General features: G+C 49.6%; 16 protein-coding genes and 1 other annotated feature. Of the genes, 1 reads left to right on the plus strand and 15 read right to left on the minus strand.

The window, feature by feature from the left end; all coding sequences use genetic code 11:
- Positions 1-191 precede the first annotated feature (191 nt).
- The 12 genes from hypE to HNQ56_RS04385 form a co-directional block, all read right to left on the minus strand.
- Positions 192-1,172 carry a hydrogenase expression/formation protein HypE gene (gene hypE, locus HNQ56_RS04330; RefSeq protein WP_429143185.1) on the minus strand — a complete coding sequence of 327 codons (981 nt, stop codon included), beginning with the start codon at positions 1,170-1,172 and terminating at the stop codon, positions 192-194.
- Between the two features lie 407 nt (positions 1,173-1,579).
- Entirely contained in the window at positions 1,580-2,623 is a 1,044-nt protein-coding gene (hypD, locus tag HNQ56_RS04335) for a hydrogenase formation protein HypD (RefSeq protein WP_429143187.1), read from the minus strand.
- Positions 2,610-2,837, minus strand: a complete 228-nt coding sequence (locus HNQ56_RS04340) for a HypC/HybG/HupF family hydrogenase formation chaperone (protein ID WP_429143189.1) — start codon at positions 2,835-2,837, stop codon at positions 2,610-2,612. Before HNQ56_RS04340 ends, hypD begins: the two co-directional genes overlap by 14 nt.
- Positions 2,838-2,919: 82 nt before the next feature.
- Positions 2,920-5,337, minus strand: a complete 2,418-nt coding sequence (locus tag HNQ56_RS04345) for a carbamoyltransferase HypF (protein ID WP_429143191.1) — start codon at positions 5,335-5,337, stop codon at positions 2,920-2,922.
- Entirely contained in the window at positions 5,310-6,020 is a 711-nt protein-coding gene (gene hypB / locus HNQ56_RS04350) for a hydrogenase nickel incorporation protein HypB (protein ID WP_429143193.1), read from the minus strand. The genes HNQ56_RS04345 and hypB overlap by 28 nt, the downstream gene beginning before the upstream one ends.
- 287 nt (positions 6,021-6,307) lie before the next feature.
- Positions 6,308-6,646 carry a hydrogenase maturation nickel metallochaperone HypA/HybF gene (locus HNQ56_RS04355; protein ID WP_429143195.1) on the minus strand — a complete coding sequence of 113 codons (339 nt, stop codon included), beginning with the start codon at positions 6,644-6,646 and terminating at the stop codon, positions 6,308-6,310.
- Complete coding sequence (locus HNQ56_RS04360; protein ID WP_429143197.1) at positions 6,613-7,059, minus strand: 4Fe-4S dicluster domain-containing protein; 447 nt, start codon at positions 7,057-7,059, stop codon at positions 6,613-6,615. Before HNQ56_RS04360 ends, HNQ56_RS04355 begins: the two co-directional genes overlap by 34 nt.
- Positions 7,060-7,122: 63 nt before the next feature.
- The gene (locus HNQ56_RS04365; RefSeq protein ID WP_429143199.1) at positions 7,123-8,202 is read right to left on the minus strand and encodes a hydrogenase large subunit; all 1,080 of its coding nucleotides are present in this window, start codon (positions 8,200-8,202) and stop codon (positions 7,123-7,125) included.
- Positions 8,202-8,528, minus strand: coding sequence for an NADH-quinone oxidoreductase subunit C (locus tag HNQ56_RS04370; protein WP_429143200.1), 327 nt, complete (start codon positions 8,526-8,528; stop codon positions 8,202-8,204). Before HNQ56_RS04370 ends, HNQ56_RS04365 begins: the two co-directional genes overlap by 1 nt.
- 125 nt (positions 8,529-8,653) lie before the next feature.
- Positions 8,654-9,115: an NADH-quinone oxidoreductase subunit B family protein gene (locus HNQ56_RS04375; protein WP_429143201.1), complete on the minus strand. Its 462-nt coding sequence runs from the start codon at positions 9,113-9,115 to the stop codon at positions 8,654-8,656.
- Positions 9,116-9,182: 67 nt separating this feature from the next.
- Complete coding sequence (locus HNQ56_RS04380; RefSeq protein ID WP_429143203.1) at positions 9,183-10,046, minus strand: respiratory chain complex I subunit 1 family protein; 864 nt, start codon at positions 10,044-10,046, stop codon at positions 9,183-9,185.
- Positions 10,043-11,953 carry an NADH-quinone oxidoreductase subunit 5 family protein gene (locus tag HNQ56_RS04385; RefSeq protein ID WP_429143205.1) on the minus strand — a complete coding sequence of 637 codons (1,911 nt, stop codon included), beginning with the start codon at positions 11,951-11,953 and terminating at the stop codon, positions 10,043-10,045. Before HNQ56_RS04385 ends, HNQ56_RS04380 begins: the two co-directional genes overlap by 4 nt.
- Positions 11,954-12,177: 224 nt before the next feature.
- Positions 12,178-12,379, plus strand: a binding site (T-box leader).
- A gap of 110 nt (positions 12,380-12,489) precedes the next feature.
- Between HNQ56_RS04385 and serS the strand changes: the two genes are divergently transcribed.
- Positions 12,490-13,767: a serine--tRNA ligase gene (gene serS / locus HNQ56_RS04390; RefSeq protein WP_429143207.1), complete on the plus strand. Its 1,278-nt coding sequence runs from the start codon at positions 12,490-12,492 to the stop codon at positions 13,765-13,767.
- A gap of 135 nt (positions 13,768-13,902) precedes the next feature.
- On the opposite strand, the gene HNQ56_RS04395 is transcribed toward serS, so the two are convergent.
- The 3 genes from HNQ56_RS04395 to HNQ56_RS04405 all read right to left on the minus strand — a co-directional run bounded on the left by HNQ56_RS04395 (position 13,903) and on the right by HNQ56_RS04405 (position 17,679).
- Positions 13,903-15,576, minus strand: coding sequence for a methyl-accepting chemotaxis protein (locus tag HNQ56_RS04395; protein ID WP_429143209.1), 1,674 nt, complete (start codon positions 15,574-15,576; stop codon positions 13,903-13,905).
- A 187-nt stretch (positions 15,577-15,763) separates the two neighbouring features.
- Entirely contained in the window at positions 15,764-16,936 is a 1,173-nt protein-coding gene (locus HNQ56_RS04400) for an ABC transporter permease (RefSeq protein WP_429143211.1), read from the minus strand.
- The gene (locus tag HNQ56_RS04405) at positions 16,933-17,679 is read right to left on the minus strand and encodes an ABC transporter ATP-binding protein (RefSeq protein WP_429143822.1); all 747 of its coding nucleotides are present in this window, start codon (positions 17,677-17,679) and stop codon (positions 16,933-16,935) included. Before HNQ56_RS04405 ends, HNQ56_RS04400 begins: the two co-directional genes overlap by 4 nt.
- Positions 17,680-17,691 lie beyond the last annotated feature (12 nt).

Here is a 17,691-nt window from a genome sequence, read left to right on the forward strand (position 1 = left end):
TTTGAAAAGCTTCTTCAAAACCGTAAATTTCATGATTCTTTGTTATATATCAATTTTTCTGCGTGACAAAAGAATACCCATTTTCAGTAAAGCGTGCGACCCTCTGCTTTACTGAAAATGGGTATTCTTTTGATATCTATCTTATCTTTTATATAATTAATGTGAAAAATAGTTACCTTTCCGAGCTGACATCAGCAAATCCGGGGCAGTCCCTCCCCATAGAGAAGCTCAATTCTGCGGTTTCCTCCCAGTCGGGTAGTCATGGATACACTGCTTCCCTCGGTTATCTCTCCGATTATTGCCGCATCCCTGCCGTACCGGCTTCTCTTCATCGCCGCCAGTGCCTGCTCCGCCTTCTTCCCGGGAACAACAGCAAGCATCTTTCCCTCATTTGCCATATACAAAGGATCCAGTCCCAAAATATCACAAAACCCCCGTATCTGGCTGCTGACCGGGATTGCCTCTTCCCTGACCGCCACACCGCAGCGGGATCCGGCCGTTATCTCATTTAAAATTGTAGCCAGCCCCCCGCGGGTAATATCGCGCATGAAATGAACCTGCAGCCCCTCTTTCAGAAATTCCCGCAAAATACCCGTTAACGGGGCGCAGTCGCTCTGAATCCGGTTCTCAATCCCCATGCGCCGAGACATAATCGCGGCATGATGTTCCCCCATATTACCCGAAACCAGAATGGCATCCCCCTTCCGGCAATTAGACACGCTGACCCTGGAGACCGCCACCTCCCCAATCCCTGAGGTATTAATATATACGCCGCCGCGGCCTTCAATAACCTTGGTATCGCCTGCGACGATCTTCACCCTGGCCTCCTTCGCAGCGGCAGCCATGGAGCCTGCGATCCGGTCCAGCTCCTCCAGCTCCGTCCCTTCCTCTATAATAAATCCTGCCGTCAAATACTTCGGTATAGCTCCCATCATCGCCAGATCATTGACCGTTCCGCAAACCGCCAGCTTACCGATATCTCCCCCGGGAAAGAACATCGGGGTAACCACAAAAGAATCCGTAGTAAGCACAACCCTGCCGGAGACCTTGAGCACCGCCCCATCCTCCATACGGTCCAAAATCGGATTATGAAAATGCTTAATAAAAATATCATGGATCAGGCTGCCCGTTAAGGCTCCCCCGCTCCCATGGGACATAGTAATCTTCATCATATACATCCATGCCTTTTACCGTACCAGCTATCATGAAAGTACCGGCATGATCCATCCTCCTTCCGCTTACCAATTCTATTCACACACCAATTCTATTCACTTATCAATTGCATTTATTGATCAATCCCATCCGTTGGTCAATCCCATTCATTGATTAATCACATCCATTGATCAATCTCATTCATTGATCAATCTCATCCATTTATTAATTCCACAATACATCCGGTAAAAGTTTTAATACTAATGCGGTGAATCGGAGTGTATCGATATCTATCTGGGCGCAGACCGGGCTTCCCATGATTACCTGCACCTGGTAATCATGGGATGTTAAAGGCAAGCCCAGATAGATATCGATACACTCCGATTCATCTCACAGCCTACCACCCCTCACCCATTCCCCTCCTGAATCATCTATTCTTATACCAGATACCGCAGGCCCCCTCCGTCGATACCATACAGGGTCCAACGGCATTCATAGGGCTGCATACTACCGAAAACAAAGGACAATCCACAGGATGAATCCGTCCCAGAATCACATCCCGGCATCTGCACCCCTTCGGACTGTCTCCCGCCTCTACTGGAAGAGCGCTTCCGGCATCGTATTTCCCATATTCCGCCCTCAACCGCAGGCCGGAAGAAGGTATGACCCCGATTTCCCGCCAGTCATCATCCACTGCCTCAAAATATTTCTTTACAAGCACCGCTGCCCTCTGATTCCCCTCTTCCCTAACCACACTGGGGTATAAATTCTTAGTATGATAGGACTGGGTACGAAGCTGGTTCACAATCTCATACACGGCAGCCAGAATATGCTCTCCCTCAAACCCGGAGATCGCAAAGGGTTTTTTATATTTTTTCACCAGAGGTTCATAGATATGGCTTCCGGTAATGACACTCACATGTCCCGGACACAGAAATGCATCAATCCCCTTCTCATTCTCACAGATATACGTCAGTGCGGGCAGGACTGTTTTCATGGAGGTGAGCAATTTTAAATTTACTATATCATTTTTTATCATTTCATCCATGATTAAACCATAGATCGGTGTTGTTGTTTCAAATCCGACTGCCGCAAGAATAAACTGAATTCCCGGTTCCTCCTGGGCAAGCTTCAGCGCGGACAAAGGGGAATACAGCATTCTCACCTTTCCTCCCTCTGCCTTTGCCTCATTGAGGGACCTCCGGCTGCCGCGTACCTTCAGCATATCCGCAAAGGTCAGCACACAGTGGTTCTCCATAAAGGAATATTCTACCAGTTTATCAATATACAAAGCGGAAGTAACACAGACGGGGCAGCCGGGGCCGGAGATCAATTCCAGCTTCGGAGAAAGCAGGCTTCGTATGCCATGCTTGAAAATGCTGGAGGTGTGCGTTCCGCATACCTCCATAATCCGTATGGGCTCCCCATCGTATTCCTTGAGAGCATGCAGCATCTGTTCAAGCGTTACCATTTGCCACCTCTTCTAATTCCTGAAATACCGCCAGAAGCTCCTCTGCCATATCCTGCTTCATGACCTCCAGCGCACAGCCGGCGTGAATCAGAACATAATCTCCGGGCTTCGCATTCACCAGCCGGATATCGGCTTCCGTAATATTATTCAGAATATCCACCTTCGCCTTATTCCCATTAATCTCAATGACTTTTCCCGGCACCGCAACACACATAAGATATCCAACCTTTCTGCTATTAAACTGACCGCCGGCAGGAGCCACACCGTGCCTGCAATCTCCTATTCCTACCGAATCGTTACAAATGAATCAGCCTTCCCAGATATGCCTGTCCCAGGCTGATTCCCCCGTCTCCCGGCGGAACCGCGATATTTCTCCAGACCCGGTACCCCTGAAGCTTCAGCTCCGTCATAGCTTTTTCTGTGAGAACCGCATTCTGGAATACGCCCCCGCTGATGGCGATCTGCGAAATCCGGTACCGGCTCCTCAGCCGGTTGCTGACCATGACCATCATCGAAACCACTGCATGGTGAAATCCAAGGGCCAGGCTTCGGACATCCATATAGTCTCTCAGCCTGCACAGCTCCCGGAGAAGAGGCTTTATATCTATCTCTATTATCTCATTTTTCTCTGTAAATGCAAAGGGAAGTTCTGCTGCCGGAATGTTACCGTGAATCGCAGCCAGCGCCTCCCGCTCCAGAAGGATCGCACATTCTCCCTCATAGTAATTATACTGCCCAATCCCCAGCAGGGACGCTGCCGCATCAAAGAGCCTTCCCATACTGGTGGTCTTTACACAGTTGATGTTCTGTTTTATTGCAGCCTGCAGAATGGATGCCCGGTCATCCCGGATATACTCCTCCAACCCAAAACAGGACAAATAACAGGTTGCCGTTTTCAAGGCATCCTTCATGGATTCATCCCCACCCAGAATTGGTATCTCCATCAGATGGGCAGCCCGGATAAAATTCCCTCCCTCGCAAAGCAGGAATTCACCGCCCCACAGACCCGCGTCGGTGCCATACCCGGTTCCGTCAAAGGCAATTCCAAGAACCGGTCCTGTAAGTCCGTGCTCTGCCATAACGGAAGCGATATGGGCATGGTGATGCTGTACCGGAAGCACCGGAATGCCCAGCTTCTGTGCATACCGGCCGGAATAGTAGTTGGGATGCAGATCACATACCGCCAGCTCCGGGGATATCTGAAGCAGCGCTCCCAGTTCCTTTGCTTCCCTTTCATACTCATCCATAACCGCAGTCTCTTCCAAATCTCCGAAATATTGTGACAGGTAAGCTGCCCGGTCCCGGCAGAGGCAAAAGGCTGCCTTTAGATCCCCTCCGGCAGCGAAAATCATCGGATTCCTTCCCTTCAATCCCTCCACGCAGGGAAGGGAGACAACATCACCCTGGAGGGACTGACCCGGCCCTTCACAGAATAGCTCCTCCTGAGAGCTCATAAAGACAGGATAGGGAACATATCCCCGGCTCCTTCGTTGCAGCTGAAGCTCTCCTCCTACTATCCTGGCCACAGAATCATCCACAGGCCGGACAATCCTGCGGGGATGATAAAGTACCCCCGCCAAATAGGGAGACCTGATCTCCAGCATCCTGTGATCCTCCCGGATAATGGGCTGTCCCGACCGGTTGGCACTGGTCATAATCAACGGTCCGCATTCTCCCGTGAGCATTAACTGCAAAGGGGTATAGGGCAGGAATGCCCCGCAATGGATGCTGCCGCTGTTTACCGCCGGAGCCATAGTATTCTGAGGTGCATACAGGAGTACAATCGGCCTTGCCTGTGACAACAGAAGCTTCTCCTCTTCCGCCGAGACGCGGCAGTGCGCCTTAACCTCCCCCAGCCCCGGAAACATTACCGCAAAGGGCTTCTGTTCCCTTCCCTTGAGCAGCCGCAGCCTTCTTACACTCTCTTCCATAAAAGGGGAGCAAACATAGTGATAGCCTCCGATCCCTTTCACCGCAAGAATACCTCCCGCACGAAGGACCTCAATGGCCCGCTCCAATGCCCCCTGATCGGTAATCTGCCAAGCGCCGGTTCCCGGATCAGAAGTCTCAACCCTCTTTCCTCCTGCCGCTTCCCCTTCTGTATGCTCCATCTCCTGCCATATCAAATAGGGACCGCAGTCGTTGCAGGAAATGGTCTGGGCATGGTGTCTCCTGTTTCCCGGTGAACTGTATTCTTCATGGCAGGCCCCGCATAAATCAAAATCTGCCATAGAGGTAGTCCCTCTGTCATAAGGCATGGACTCCATGATGGTATAGCGGGGACCGCAGGCCACACAGCTGATAAACGGATTCCCAAACCTCCGGTTCTGCCGGTCATACAGCTCCCTGGCACAGCTGGGGCAGACCGGAAGATCCGGCGGCAGAATTCTCAAGCCATTACCGTCACCGCTTTCAACAATGGCAAATTCCTTCCTTTTCTCTAAAAGTGTAAGTGATAGTGTAAGTCTCTTCACTTCGACGCGAAGGATTTCATGACCTCCTTCCTCCGTGTCTCGTAGCTCCCGGAGAAAATGCTCCATCGCTTCCTCCGTCCCCTGTGCCAGAATCTCCACCGCACCGCCGGTATTGCGAACCGTCCCCTTAATTCCGTACCTTTTAGCAATACGATAAACAAGGGGTCGAAAACCAACCCCTTGCACCATTCCGTAAACCATTATTCTATTGGTTATTTCGATACCTTTTTTCTGATCCATGACGCCACTTCATCAAATCCTTCTTCCGTCTTACCGGATACCTTAACCACCGGAGCCGTCTTATTCAGCACACGGACTCCCTTCATAAAAAAATCTTCGTCAAAATCCACATAGGGCAGCAGGTCACATTTGTTCAACAGAATAATATCTGCTTTTTCAAAGGCCAGAGGATATTTATAAGGCTTATCACTGCCCTCTGTCACCGTGGATATAAGCATCTTGGAATGCTCGCCGATCATAAACTCCGCAGGGCATACCAGATTGCCGATATTCTCAATAAATAAAACACCGCTGCCCAGCTGAAGCTCTTCCACCGCATCCCCGATAAGGGGGGAATCCAGATGACAGGCCCCGCCGGTATTAATCTGAATCGCCTTCACTCCCAGCCCCTGCAGGGTTCTCGTATCAAAATCCGCCTCAATATCCCCCTCGATCACATAAGGAGTCAGATCTCCAAGCCGCTTAATCACCTGTATCAGGGAAGTTGTCTTCCCGGCTCCGGGTGCTCCCATAACATTAATAGCATAGATCCCTCTCCCCGTCAGCTCCCGGTTAATCCGTGCCGCAACCTCATCATTCTTATCATACACAGATTGCATAATCTCTATTTCTTTCGTTTCCGCCATCTTTATCCCTGCTTCTTTTACTCCTGCTTCCTTTGTTCCTGCTTCTATTATTTCCATTTTTCTAACCTAATTTCCTTTACTCTGTTTCTACATTTCAACTCTTCTACCAGTTTCTCTATCCTTTTACATCCTTTGTTTCCTTATATTATATATTATACTTCGTCCAAAAAGGCTTTTTAATACTAATGCGGTGAATCTGAGTGGATCAATATCCATATGGGCGCAGACCGGGCTTCTCATGATTGCCTGCACTTGGCAATCATGGGATGTTAAAGGCAAGCCCATATGGATATTGATCCACTCAGATTCACCTCACACCCTAAATCGCCCTCATTTTATCTCTTTCATACCTCTATAGACCGAATAAAAAACTCTTGTCCAATCTGTGTCGGACTCCCCTCTCCCTGACAATAAGGACAGGTAAAGGAATACGGCTTCCGTTCAAACAACTCGCCGCAGGCATTGCAGCGCAGCTTCGGCTTAATCCGCTGAATATCCAGCTTCGCCTTCTCACAGCGGCTCCCCTGGGCAATAATCTCAAAGTAAAGCTCAATGGAACTGGCAACATATCCGCTATAGTCCCCCACCACCAGATGGATGATCTTGACTTCCTCTGCCTGGTTCTGAACGGCATATTCCTCTGCTATTTCTATGATTCGCTGGGTGATTGGGTATTCATGCATTTGATAAATTCATCCCTTACCTTGCCACTGGACGGTTCGGTATACTGCTGGTCCATCCGAAGGCATTTCTTCGGGCATACCTCGCAGCAATATCCGCACTGGATGCAGGACAGCCGCTCAATGCTCCAGGAGGCCTTCGGCTTATCCACCTGAATGGCTCCCGTGGGGCAGCGCCTCTGGCACATGCTGCAGAAGATGCAGTCCTCAATGGTAATATCTATCCTGCCCCTGGTACGCTCGAAATGCTCCTTTTTCTGGAGGGGGTATGCAACCGTATACGGTCCGTGGAATATATTCTTAATCAGTGTCTTCGTCATTCGAAAAATAGACATAATTCTCTCAACCTCAATTCCGCTGCACCGGCAGCGTGATACCATGTCCGCAAGCGTCCGTGGTATGGCACTTTGTGCCAAGATGTGCACTCCCTTTGGTCGGCACAGGTGAACAGGCAGAAAAGCCATGCCTGCCGTTAAACATTATCGTTCCGTACAGCTGATACAGGGATCGATGGTCAGAATTAAAATCGGAACATCCGCCAGGGAACAGCCCTTCAAAGTCTCCAGCAGTGCGGGCACGTTGGCAAAGGTAGGGGTGCGCACCCGCATCCGGTCAAGAAATTTGCTTCCGTTGCCCTTGGCATAATAGATTACCTCTCCCCGGGGCTGTTCCAGCCGGACAAAATATTCTCCCGCAGGATTCCCGGTTACCTTTACCTTGATCTCCCCCTCGGGAATTAGCTCCACGCATTGCTTGATCAAATCAATGGACTGAAAGACTTCGTTGATTCTAACCTTGGTTCTCGCATAGCAGTCCCCCTTCTTATCTGTGATGGGGGCAAATTTTAGCTGTCCATAAGCCGCATAACCCATGGTTCTCATATCCAGCTCAATTCCGCTGGCCCTGGCCATGGGCCCCACTGCGCCAAGCTCTATTGCCGCCTGCCGGGATAATACGCCGACTCCCTTGGTACGGCTCTTCACCGAATTATCCCGGAGGAAAACCCCGGTTAACTCCTTCAGCTCCTCCCTCACCTGCTCCAGAATGCCGACGATCTTATTCAGCGTCTCCCCGCTGATATCCTTTCGTACTCCTCCGATGTCGCAGACAGAAAAGATCACTCTGCCTCCCGTGGTTTCTTCAAAGATATCCAGTATCTGTTCCCGGATCTTCCAGGACTGCATAAACAAGCTCTCAAATCCAAAGGCATCCGCCAGCAGCCCCAGCCACATGGTATGACTGTGCATCCGTGACAGCTCCGCCCAGATGGTTCTTAAAAATTTAGCACGCTCCGGTATCTCAATATTCATAATGCCTTCGATCGCCATACAATACCCCATGCCATGCATGAAGGAACAGATGCCGCAGATGCGCTCCGCCACATAGGTGTACTGTTGAAAATCCTTCTTCTCCACCAGCTTCTCCAGGCCCCGGTGAACATATCCGATCTGGGGAATTGCTTCTACCACCGTCTCATCCTCAAGCACCAGATCCAGATGAATCGGCTCCGGAAGTACGGGGTGCTGGGGACCGAAGGGGATTACCGTTCTCTTTCCCATTACTTCCCTTCCTCCTTCCGAAAAGGCGCTTCTATGGGAATCCGATACAGGGAATTATTAAAGTCCATCGTAATATCCCGGATCATCACCCCAAAGAGTTCCTTAATCTCATTCTCATATATAAATGCAAAGGGGTAGATGAAGCTGATGCTTGATATCTCTTCCTCCATCCCCAGGATAATCCTTAGATTCAAAAACTCATAATTCTTATCAAAGGAATAGCTGAGCTCCATTCCCTCACCGCAGGTACAGGTGATTGCAGCAAGACGGTAGCCTTCCTTCTTCAGATGAAGGGTCTCTGCCAGCAATTCATTTGATGAGATCATTTTTATTGTCTGCTGATTCATACGAATAACCTTGCGTTGTTAACAACGTATCCTTTCTTATATAACCTACAACCTGCGTTTCCGAAAGAACATGCCGCGCCTCCGGAAGAACAAGCTCACATTTTTTAAGGAATAAGCTCTCGTTTCCGGCCGGCAGTCTTCCTGCGGACCAGCTTCTGTTTTTCCTCCAGCACAGCCAGGGCCTTCACCACTCCGTCAATAATCGCCTCCGGCCGGGCGGCACAGCCCGGAACATAAACATCCACCGGCAATACCTTATCCACTCCCCCTATCACATTATAGCATTCGGCAAAAATACCGCCGGAATTGGCGCATATTCCTACTGCCACTACAACCTTGGGCTCAGCCATCTGCTCATACAGCTGTTTCACAACGGGAATGCTCTGATCATTCACACTGCCGGTAATCAGCAGAATATCCGCATGCTTGGGATTGCCGGTATTGATCATCCCGAAACGCTCCACATCATAGAGGGGTGTCAGGCACGCCAGTACCTCAATATCACAGCCATTGCAGCTGGTTCCGTCATAATGCAGAATCCACGGTGATTTTTTAATAAACTTCATAATTTGCTCCTATCTTGACTAAGATGTTACGGGATGCCTTCAGCCCCTTGACCTGTCTATTCTCATCCTAGCGGAAAAAGGATAAGATAATCAGATTAATAATTCCCATAATCCCGGTAACAATCCAGGCTGAGAAGAAGGCATGCTGCCATTTCACTCTGGCAAAGGCATTGTCAATGACAATCTCCAGCAGATACACCAGACCGCAGGCCAGAAGGGCAAATACATGGCTGACGGGTGCCTTCGATGCAAAAAATACATAAACCAGAGTCAGAGTAATAATCACCTCAAACCAATGGGTCACCTCAATTACAGCCAGATCCCTTCCGGAATACTCCGTAGTAATTCCCTTTACAATCTCCTGATGTCCGTGATGGGACATGCTCAGATCAAAGGGGGACTTGCGAAGCTTAAAGGTAAGGATGAATACCAGCCCAAGGAATACACCGGGAAGATATACAATCGAAGGAACTCTGCTATTAACAATTTTCTCTATAAAAAAGCTTTTGTCCGCATAATATAACCCGACGCAGGCCAGCAATACCATGGGCTCATAGGCCATGATCTGCAGCAGCTCCCGCTCCGCCCCCACCACACTGTAGGGGGAGTTGGAAGCATAGCCTCCCAGCACAAAGAATATGGAGCCCAGAGTCAATGCAAATACCGCCAGAAGGATATCCCCTCCCGATAACAAAATTGCGGTAGTAAAAATAACAAACACCAGGGAAATATATACATAGAAACGGTGCATGGAATTCACCTCAATGGATTCCTTCTGAACCAGCTTCAATACATCATAAAAAGGCTGAAGCAGCGGAGGTCCCTTCCTGCCCTGCATTCTTGCCGTAATCACTCTGTCGGCTCCGGTAAGCAGACCTCCCGCCACCGGTGCCGCAATTACCAATCCGGCTTTAATCAATATACTTATCATGCTGCCAGTCCCCCAATCAGAAGAATGATACCCGCACACAAAAGACCGATACACAGGAGATTGCTCCATAATGTAAGCCTCTTTACGCCAAAATATTTTTCCATATACCAGTTGCGGAGCTCCACCTTGCGTGTCACACCTGCGGACGCATGAAAACGCTGATTATCCCCCACGTTCTCACCCGCCATATAGACAGGCACCCTGCGGCGCTTATCTCCCTTATAGATGGGAATAAAGCTGATAGGCAGAATTAACAGCGCACTGAGCATATAGAGCATAATCTTCACGTCACTTGTTCCAATGGGCACCAAGGCTTCGGAATGAAATAATCCGGTGAGATATGGCACCAGGGCATATTTTGAAATCAGCGGAAAGGTGAAACAGGAGATCACCACCAACACCGCATGGATCGTGATGGGAACTTCTTCATCCTTACGGAAGGATTGCTTTTCCCGCTTTTTTATATTGGCATGGGCCACCAGCTTTCCCATCCATTTGGACCAGTAAAACAGAGTGGCGGCACTGCCGTAGGCCAGTATGATTACAATCAGGATATTGTCCGAATCCACAAAGGCCTTCATTGCCACCCATTTTGAAATCAGCATGCCAAAAGGGGCCAGGAACATTCCTGCGATTCCGATCATCATGAACAGGGACAGCTTCCTTGAGACTCCCAGCAGAATATCCATATCCTCCACATTCCTGCTGCCGATCTGATGCTCCACGGAGCCGACACAGATAAACAGCAGCGATTTGGAGATGGAGTGGAATATTACCAGCAGAATCGCCGCCCAAAGGGATTCCTGGGTGCCAATGCTCGCACAGATTACAATCAGACCCAGATTGGCCAGGGTGGAGTAAGCCAGTATCCGCTTTGCATCACTCTGGGAGATTGCCATCAGGGAACATGCCAAAAAGGTGACTCCTCCCACCAGGGTTACAATCCGCCCAACGGAGGAATTCCCCAGCAGCGGCGCAAGACGTATGATCAGATAGACCCCCGCCTTCACCATGGTTGCGGAATGCAGCAGAGCCGAGGAAGGCGTGGGAGCAACCATGGCGCCCAGCAGCCAGGAGGAAAAGGGCAATTGAGCTGATTTCGTCAATGCCGCTGCCGCCAGCAGGAACACCGGAACCAGCACCAATGCCTCCGGTTTTTTACTAATCAGGACACTCAGTTCCAGAGTCTTAAAATTCATGCCGATGAATACAATTGCAGCTGCAAATGCAATTCCTCCCCCCAGATTAATCACCAGGGCATGGAACGCATTGCTCTTCGCTTCCTTGGTTCTTGTATAACCGATCAGAAGGAAGGAGCAAAGAGTGGTTATTTCCCAGCAAAAATACAGCCAGGTCAGATTATTGCTTAACACCAGGCCGAACATTGCGGCCAGAAAAAGGAACAGGGTGGACAGAAAGAAATTCTTTCTCACCGGATAATCCTCATGATGGAAATGATACCACTTCATATATCCGACGGCGTAAATACAGATCAAGCTCCCGATAATTCCGATAATCAGTATCATAATTGCTGTAAGCTTATCAAAAACAATCCCCCGGGCAATGGTTATATCGTGCTTTTGCGAGAATTCAAACCATAATATCAACGGAGTTTGAATGGCCGAAAAAACAGATACAAGATATTTCCTGTTCTTGATTCCGGTTACAATAAGAAACAGGGCGATCCCCGCCTCAATGACCGCCATCCCATGGTCAAAGAGCTTTTCATTAGGAAAGGTAAATGCAATTCCTTTCTCAAAATAAAGAAATACTACAATCAGGGTTACCGCAGCGGTCATAACAGCAAAGATACGAACCAGCATATCCCTCACCGCTTCCTGCTTCACAATCCTGACAAGGATGGCCGCTGCCAGCGGCACTAAAATTAATGTTGATACAGCATACATATCACGTCACCTATAACGCCTTTCCGCAACATTGACAAATCTTCTGTATTATAGCACCGGGGCATCCGGATAGCAACCATTGTTATTTAATAAACAAAGACGCTGTCTTTCTGCATTCTTCTCTAAATTGTACTTGAAAATCCGTACCAATGGATATATAATAAGGAGTACTATAGAAAGGACGCAATGCGGACTTTTTATAAAGAACAGAATGAAAATGAATGAACCCAGCGATGATGAAAACTGCGGTCTATCAATTTCTTCAGAGAGCCGGTGGTTGGTGTGAACCGGTGAAAGGTTAGATCTTTCCACTTTCGGAGCTGCCGGTGATGAGCCGGAGGCCGGTACCCTTTATCGTACCTTAGAGTGGTTGAATATTATTATTCAGCAATTTGGGTGGCAACGCGGATTCCTTCCGTCCCATGATATGTATGGGATGAAGGACTTTTTTTATTTACGGAACAAAATTTCCTGTCAATATTCCCATACCAATCAATCAAAAAACAGCCGTAGCAATCGGCAGAATGGAGGCATTGATGCTGGATTTAAAATTTGTAAGAGAGAATCCTGAGGCGGTAAGAGAAAATATCCGCAAAAAATTTCAGGATAACAAGCTTCCCCTGGTGGATGAAGTAATCGAACTGGATGCAGAAAGCAGAAATACCAAACAGGAAGCAGATAACCTGAGATTCGAGAGAAATAAGATCTCCAAGGAAATCGGCGCTCTGATGGGCCAGGGAAAGAGAGCCGAGGCAGAGGAGCTGAAAAAGCAGGTTACCGCCGATTCCCAGCGTCTGGCAGAGCTGGAGGCCAGGGAAGCGGAGCTGGGAGAAAAAATCAAAAGGATTATGATGACCCTTCCCAATATCATCGATCCCAGCGTACCCATCGGCAAGGATGACAGTGAAAACGTAGAGGTGCAGCGTTACGGCGAGCCCCTGGTACCGGATTTTGATATTCCCTACCATACGGAAATCATGGAAAAATTAAGCGGCATCGATCTGGACAGCGCCAGAAAGGTGGCCGGCAACGGTTTTTATTATCTCATGGGTAATATCGCCCGGCTGCATTCGGCGGTAATCTCCTATGCAAGGGATTTCATGATTGACCGCGGCTTCACCTACTGCATCCCCCCCTTCATGATCCGCAGCGAAGTGGTCACCGGTGTTATGAGCTTTGCGGAGATGGATGCCATGATGTATAAGATTGAGGGCGAGGATCTCTACCTCATCGGTACCAGCGAGCATTCCATGATCGGCAAATACATTGATACCATCCTTCCGGAGGAGACCCTTCCCCACGCTCTTACCAGCTATTCTCCCTGCTTCCGTAAGGAGAAGGGCGCCCATGGCCTGGAGGAACGGGGAGTATACCGGATTCATCAGTTTGAAAAGCAGGAAATGATCGTGGTATGCAAGCCGGAGGACAGCATGGCCTGGTTTGACAGGCTCTGGCAGAATACCGTGGATCTGTTCCGTACACTGGATATCCCGGTGCGGACCCTGGAGTGCTGCTCCGGCGATCTGGCAGATTTAAAGGTGAAATCCATCGATGTGGAAGCCTGGTCCCCCAGACAGAAGAAATATTTTGAAGTGGGCAGCTGCTCCAATCTGGGCGACGCTCAGGCCCGCCGCCTTAAAATCCGTGTGGCCGGAGAAGACGGTAAGTACTTTGCCCATACCTTGAACAATACCGTGGTAGCTCCTCCCCGCATGCTCATCGCTTTCCTGGAGAACAATCTGAACGCGGACGGCTCCATCAACGTTCCCGAGGCTCTGCAGCCGTATATGGGCGGTCTTAAGGTAATAAAATAATCGGATTCCATTAAAAAACACTATGACATAATACAGGAAGGCCTGGGGCTCAGATAGAGCCCAGGCCTTCCTGTATTATGATGCAATGCCTTATCGTTTTTAACCTATCAATTTCCATCCTAAGTTATATTCTAGTTATAATTTGAACTGCCCTACCAGCTTCTCCAGCTCCGCGGCAATCTCCTGCAGCTGTGCGGCAGAGGAAGAGGCATATTCAATCGATACCAGCTGCTGCTGCAGGGAAGCGGCAATCTCCTGGGTGGCGGAGGTAGTCTCCTCGGCAATTGCCGATGTGCTCTCAATCGTAGACACCACTTCATTCTTACCCCGATCCGCCTTCTCAATGTTTCTGATCATTGTCTCAATCTCACGGATCATCCTTCCTATGGATTCATCAATCCTCCGGAAAGCCTCCCGGGTATCCCGCGAGACGGAGACCGTCCTGACAATTGCCTCAGAGCCCTGGGCTACATAATTCTGCACTTCGGATATGGCTGCTCTCACCTCATCCACAATGCCCTCAATGCCGGCAATGGATTGGGAGGTCTGCTCCGATAATTTACCGATCTCCTTGGCTACCACTGTAAAGCCCTTTCCGCTTTCACCCGCCCTTGCGCTTTCGATCATCGCGTTCAGGGCCAGCAAACTGGTCTGATCCGATATATTTTTAATTACATTGGTTACCTCTGTGATTGCTTCGGATTTCTCCCCCAACACCTCCGCCATATCCCTGATCTTCCGGGTTATCTCCTCGTTATCCGATACGGTATCCATCAGCTTATGGACATGGACCAGGCCCGTTTCATTCGCTTCCCTGGTATCCGTTATGCTTGCCTGTATTCCCCCCGCCCCCAGGGATATGGTCCTGATATCCTCTGCCAGGGTATTCATGCGTTCACAGCCCTCCACCGAATTCATGGCCAGCGCATTGGAGGAGGTCGCCAGCTCGCCGGATGCCAGGGAGATTCCTTCCGCCATTCTGGCCGTATCACCGCAGACCTCATTCAATTTGTGGGAGCTTTCATTGACCCTGGTCGCATTTACCGTGATGTTGCCGACCATCTCTCTCAGTGTCTGCTGCATATGCTTCAGGGCATTCCCCATCTCGCCGATTTCATCCCTGCTCGTATTATGAAAGCCAACGGTAAAGTCGCCCTGTGCAAAATTCTGTATGCTGCCGGACATCATGGTGATGGGCCGGATAATCATCCTGGCTACAATAATCCCCACCACCACGGCAATCACCATGATAATCAGGGACAGGAGTACCGTTTCCAAAAGAGCCGCGCCGATCTGCCGGTCCATTTCGTTCAAAGAGATGCCCAGATTCAGCGCACCGGAGATCTCCTCTGTCCGCTCAAAGCTGGTGGAGACATTGTATACCTTCTCCCCGTCCGCCATGGCAAGAATCTGTCCCATGGTTGCCTGCTGCTCCAGCACCTGATTCACGTCCCCTTCCGAGGTTGCGGAGGATACCGCATCCGCTTCGGTTTCCGCCGGGCCTTCCGCCAAAAAATCATTGGATACGATAACCTTTGCCTCATTATCAGAGAGGGAGACATAAACAATATTCCCTTCGCTTTCCTGCACAATATTCTGGAAAATGTGCTGCAGAGCCGCCAGACTCTTCACCTGATCCTCCTCAATCTCCCTCTTCAGATTATGGATCAAGGTAGTGCCGTCACTCTTCATCTGTGCGGTTACTGCCTGCCGGATCTCATAATAAGACACTCCGATCAGGGAGGCACAGCATATGGCAATCAGCAGAATCATGACCGCCAGTATCTTTCTTGTCAACGATTTAAACATAGTTTTCTCCTGTCGTATGATAATAGGAATAAATGCATTGAATCTTTGGTATTGGTTAAGTTTAGTATATATGATGTCTGAATCCAAGTAAAGAAAAAAGGGAACAAACCCTCCCAATTTCCTAGGCCGGATACTGTTCCCCTCTTCTTTGCTATTCTATTTCAATGCAAATTCACTGCAAACCACGTTATTCGCTGCGCAGGGCATCAATGGGATTTAGCCTTGCCGCCTTGTTGGCAGGCATGTAGCCAAAGCCGATACCAATGGCTGCTGATACTCCAAAGGCCAGCAATATGGCTCCCGTAGTAGGCGCCGCCTTAATGCCGAAGGCATTCCCCAGAACGCTGGTTGCCACGCTGCCGATGATAACACCGATCAGCCCGCCCAGCATACTGATGGTGAAGGCCTCTACTACAAACTGGGACATAATATCCCGCTTCTTGGCGCCAAGGGACTTGCGGATACCGATCTCCTTGGTTCTCTCGACCACGGACACAAGCATGATATTCATAATCCCAATTCCCGCCACCAAAAGGGAGATTCCGGCGATGCCGCCAAGGACTGCGGACAGCATGGCTGTCATCTCATTGATGGCATCCAGAAGCTCCGTCATACTGGTGACCGTATAAAGGTCCTCGTTCTTCATGATGCCGTACAGATAATTATCCAGCAGCTCCTCCGCTCTGTCCGTGTAATCCGTATTCTTTGTGGCAAAGGTAAAGCTGGAGATGGAACTGGATTTTGATAGTCTTGCCGCCGTGGAATAAGGAATGTAAATGCGGTCATCGGCGGAATTCGCCTCCCCGTCCGCCTTTTCCTCCTGTATTCCCACAATCTTAAACATCTTGCCGTTGATCTTGAGGGTATCGCCGATTGCGGCCCTGCCGCCGAACAGCTCCTCCGCCACATAGGTCCCGATCACACAAGCCTCATACCGGTTCAGAATATCCGCATAATGGATGAACCGTCCCTCCGCCAGCTCCAGTGAATTGATTGCCATATAATCCTCACCCACCCCCAGCACAGTGGTGGACAGGGAAGTATTCCCGTTCTTTACCGTATACCGGGAAGAAAGGCTCGGAGTAACACCTGTAAAAATATCCTTGTTTTCCTCTGCAAATTCATAGATATCATCCACATCCACCTTACGGGTATCTGTATTCGTTACATTGACGGATATGATATTGGTTCCCATATCGGAAAAGGTATCCACAATATAATTTGTGACGCCTGTTACCAGCCCCAGAAGCGTAATGACCGAGGCAACACCGATAATCATGCCCAGCATGGTAAGGAAGGAGCGCATTTTACTGCCCAGGATACTCTTGAATGCCAATTTGCACGCCTGACTGAACTTCATCTCTCCACCTGCTTCCTGTACTCTTCTGCGGAACCGTCAAAGGTAACCCTTCCATCCTTCAATGTTACAATCCGCCTCGCCTCTTCCGCCACAGACCGGTCATGGGTAATCAGTACGATGGTATTCCCCTCTTCATTGAGCTGCTTCAGAAAATCCAGCAAGTCCCGGCTGGTTCTGGAATCTAAGGCCCCGGTAGGCTCATCGGCAAGAATAAGGGAAGGATTGCCCGCCAGGGCCCGTGCTACGGCGCCTCTCTGCTGCTGTCCTCCGGAGAGCTGATTGGGAAGATTTCTCCACTTATCCTCCAGTCCTACCCTCTTCAAAGCCTCCATTGCCTGCTGCTTCCTCTTCTTCCTGCCCATTCCCGCATAGAGCAGGGGAAGCTCCACATTCTCCAGCAGGGATTGCCTTGCCAGAAGATTATATTGCTGGAAGATGAAGCCGATGGTCTTATTCCTGACCTCCGCAAGGGCATCCCCCTTCATCTTGCTGACATCCCTGCCTTTCAGGATATATTGTCCGGAGGTGGGCACATCCAAGGCTCCTATGATGTTCATGATGGTGGATTTGCCGCTTCCGGATTTTCCGACGATGGCGACAAATTCCCCCTCCATGATCTCCAGGCTGATTCCATCATTGGCCCGAACCTCCGTGGCTCCCATCTGATATATTTTATGGATATCAATTAGCTGTATCAGGGGTACTTTTGCGGAAGACAGGGTGGACGCTCTGCTGTCCGTCATTGCTTGATTATA

Source organism: Anaerotaenia torta (genome assembly GCF_050433395.1).
In the GTDB taxonomy this organism is placed as follows: Bacteria; Bacillota; Clostridia; order Lachnospirales; family Lachnospiraceae; genus Mobilitalea; species Mobilitalea torta.

What these genes read in the sequence shown, in the direction of transcription:
- HNQ56_RS04395 (WP_429143209.1), bottom strand. Translation starts at nt 15,576, where the DNA reads ATGTTTAAATCGTTGACAAGAAAGATACTGGCGGTCATGATTCTGCTG.
- hypD (WP_429143187.1), bottom strand. Translation starts at nt 2,623, where the DNA reads ATGGTAACGCTTGAACAGATGCTGCATGCTCTCAAGGAATACGATGGG.
- HNQ56_RS04340 (WP_429143189.1), bottom strand. Translation starts at nt 2,837, where the DNA reads ATGTGTGTTGCGGTGCCGGGAAAAGTCATTGAGATTAATGGGAATAAG.
- HNQ56_RS04400 (WP_429143211.1), bottom strand. Translation starts at nt 16,936, where the DNA reads ATGAAGTTCAGTCAGGCGTGCAAATTGGCATTCAAGAGTATCCTGGGC.
- HNQ56_RS04385 (WP_429143205.1), bottom strand. Translation starts at nt 11,953, where the DNA reads ATGTATGCTGTATCAACATTAATTTTAGTGCCGCTGGCAGCGGCCATC.
- HNQ56_RS04370 (WP_429143200.1), bottom strand. Translation starts at nt 8,528, where the DNA reads ATGATCTCATCAAATGAATTGCTGGCAGAGACCCTTCATCTGAAGAAG.
- HNQ56_RS04405 (WP_429143822.1), bottom strand. Translation starts at nt 17,679, where the DNA reads ATGACGGACAGCAGAGCGTCCACCCTGTCTTCCGCAAAAGTACCCCTG.
- HNQ56_RS04345 (WP_429143191.1), bottom strand. Translation starts at nt 5,337, where the DNA reads ATGGATCAGAAAAAAGGTATCGAAATAACCAATAGAATAATGGTTTAC.
- hypB (WP_429143193.1), bottom strand. Translation starts at nt 6,020, where the DNA reads ATGGAAATAATAGAAGCAGGAACAAAGGAAGCAGGAGTAAAAGAAGCA.
- HNQ56_RS04380 (WP_429143203.1), bottom strand. Translation starts at nt 10,046, where the DNA reads ATGATAAGTATATTGATTAAAGCCGGATTGGTAATTGCGGCACCGGTG.
- HNQ56_RS04375 (WP_429143201.1), bottom strand. Translation starts at nt 9,115, where the DNA reads ATGAAGTTTATTAAAAAATCACCGTGGATTCTGCATTATGACGGAACC.
- serS (WP_429143207.1), top strand. Translation starts at nt 12,490, where the DNA reads ATGCTGGATTTAAAATTTGTAAGAGAGAATCCTGAGGCGGTAAGAGAA.
- HNQ56_RS04355 (WP_429143195.1), bottom strand. Translation starts at nt 6,646, where the DNA reads ATGCATGAATACCCAATCACCCAGCGAATCATAGAAATAGCAGAGGAA.
- HNQ56_RS04365 (WP_429143199.1), bottom strand. Translation starts at nt 8,202, where the DNA reads ATGGGAAAGAGAACGGTAATCCCCTTCGGTCCCCAGCACCCCGTACTT.
- hypE (WP_429143185.1), bottom strand. Translation starts at nt 1,172, where the DNA reads ATGATGAAGATTACTATGTCCCATGGGAGCGGGGGAGCCTTAACGGGC.